Below are 2,086 nucleotides of genomic sequence, written 5' to 3' on the forward strand. Positions count from 1 at the left end.
TAGAGTACAATCAACTTTTGGTCACCGGGGGAGGGAATAGGCGTTTGGAATTCCTATCCTCTTTGGATTCGTCGCCGGTGGCGGATGTGAAGGTTGGATGAGTACCGATGGCTCCAGTTGGGTTCGTGTCCGGCAAGATTTTGGGTTTGCGGTTCAACCCCAGTTTGTACCTAGCGAGCCTGGAATGCTTCAGCTAAAAGGAATGACCGGCCCGCCCGAGGGGCTGATCAGCGAATCAACTGAAATATGGGTGACGGATCTACTGCCTGTAGCTCCGAACCCCTTCAATCCTGTGGCGAAGATCGGGTTTACCCTTGCCAACGATGAGCACGTGAAGATTTCGCTCTTCGACATCAGGGGCAGAAAAGTATTGGACCTAGTGGACGAAGTTTATCCCCCCGGGAAACATGGAGTTTCGTGGGAAGGGCGTGATTCATCGGGTCGCCGAGTATCCAGCGGGGTGTATTTTGCCCGTCTTTCTGTCGGCGGGTCCAATTTTACGAGAAGGATGCTGCTTATTAAATGATGGTTGTTGGGGGGTTGGCTGGTATGATTGACCCCCAGTCAATTTTCTGAAAGGTCAACGATGTTGCGGCACTTGTGGATGATTTCCGTAGTAGTTTCCGGTCTGTTTTTTACTTCCGCTGTTGGCCATGCCTCCACTTGGTTTGTGGAGAAAGACGGTTCTGGTGATTTCACTGTGATTCAAGATGCTTTTGATGCCGCTGCTGCTGGGGACACTATTCGTATTGGGCCTGGCAGATTTGAAGACTATCAATCTACTAGTTACCCGGGTGGAGTTTATGATATTGTTGGTAACAACCACCTTGGTGATTTGACGGTAATTGGAGCCGGAGCAGATATGACCATTATTGGATCTGAAGATGGTAGCCAGTGGGAAAGGCCCACCGGTTTCAACAATGATGGGTATTTGACAGGCGGAACTTTTTATTTAAGTGGAGTCACTTTGGAGGGAAATAAATATGGTGTTATTTCTGAAGGCGGAAGTTTTGATATTGAGGGATGTGTTTTCCAAAAATGTACCTTCGGGATTTGGTCAATGGTTAATGGTCGGATTTCCAATTGTAAATTTGATGACATGGCCGATGGAGGGATTCTTGCCATCTCTCCGGGTCATGATTTGATTGTTGAAGATTGCGAGTTTCTGAACTGCTCATCAAAGGGGTTTTACTTCCAATCCTCTCCACGGATGAATGTAATTAGCTGTACATTCAACAATTGCCAAACGGCGGGGTATTTTGATCACTGTTCTGGGTCTATTGAAAAGTGTACAGTTACGGAACATTTAGGGATAGGCTTTATTATTCGGAGTTCGGGACGAGTCGATGTCACGGAGAATTCGTTGGATGGGGGCTGGGTGAATATTTCGACTGCTGGAGGGTACAATGATGACATTAATATAAATGGAAATACTCTCTCGGGTTCTGAGTTGGAATCTATTAGAATAGAAAATAGCCTTCCACAAATCCATGGGAACCATATTCTTCGTGGCGAGCGTTATGCTGTACGTTTGAAGAGTTTTTCCCTAAACGAAGAAGACCTTTTTATCGACATGACCAACAACTACTGGGGCACGACCGACACAGATTCGATCGCTGCCTGGATCTACGATGGGAACGACGAATACGACCCGGTTTGGGGTATCAAAGCCTTCGTGGTCTTCGAGCCTTTTTCAACTGTCCCCCTTCCTGCTGAAAAAAAGAGCCTCGGCGGCTTCAAATCGATGTTTCGCTGAGGGTCAGGTATCTACGGGCAAAGTTCGTTTCCTCGACCCACCCGAGGGTAGACGGCGGGAAAGAACACGGCTGCAGTAATTCATGGTATAATCTCCGTCTAAAGGATATCTCGACGATTATTGGAGGATCCATGAGAAACATTCCCATGGTGGCTCTGGCGATGATCCTGGCAACGACAGTTGCTGTTACGCAAGTGCCAGGGTTTATCGCCCCCGCCGTCCAGCCAAAACCCTACTCCACCAAATCACACGAGAGAATCTTGAAACATACCTGGCCGATTTGAAACCAGGGGAAGATTTTTCAACCCATGTCCCACTCCACGTGGAAGC

At 47.9% G+C, this 2,086-nt stretch carries 2 protein-coding genes; both read left to right on the plus strand.

Features of this window, described 5'->3' with window-relative positions; translation table 11 throughout:
- Positions 1–184 precede the first annotated feature (184 nt).
- Positions 185–526 (plus strand): T9SS type A sorting domain-containing protein, encoded by a 342-nt coding sequence (locus tag KOO63_12110; protein MBU8922552.1) that lies wholly within the window; start codon positions 185–187, stop codon positions 524–526.
- A gap of 78 nt (positions 527–604) precedes the next feature.
- Complete coding sequence (locus tag KOO63_12115) at positions 605–1,756, plus strand: right-handed parallel beta-helix repeat-containing protein (GenBank protein MBU8922553.1); 1,152 nt, start codon at positions 605–607, stop codon at positions 1,754–1,756.
- Positions 1,757–2,086: the final 330 nt, after the last annotated feature.

Source organism: Candidatus Latescibacterota bacterium (genome assembly GCA_019038625.1).
Lineage (GTDB): Bacteria > Krumholzibacteriota > Krumholzibacteriia > Krumholzibacteriales > Krumholzibacteriaceae > JAGLYV01.

Coding starts and splice junctions, on each gene's coding strand:
- KOO63_12110 (MBU8922552.1), top strand. CDS start 185: ATGCTTCAGCTAAAAGGAATGACCGGCCCGCCCGAGGGGCTGATCAGC.
- KOO63_12115 (MBU8922553.1), top strand. CDS start 605: ATGATTTCCGTAGTAGTTTCCGGTCTGTTTTTTACTTCCGCTGTTGGC.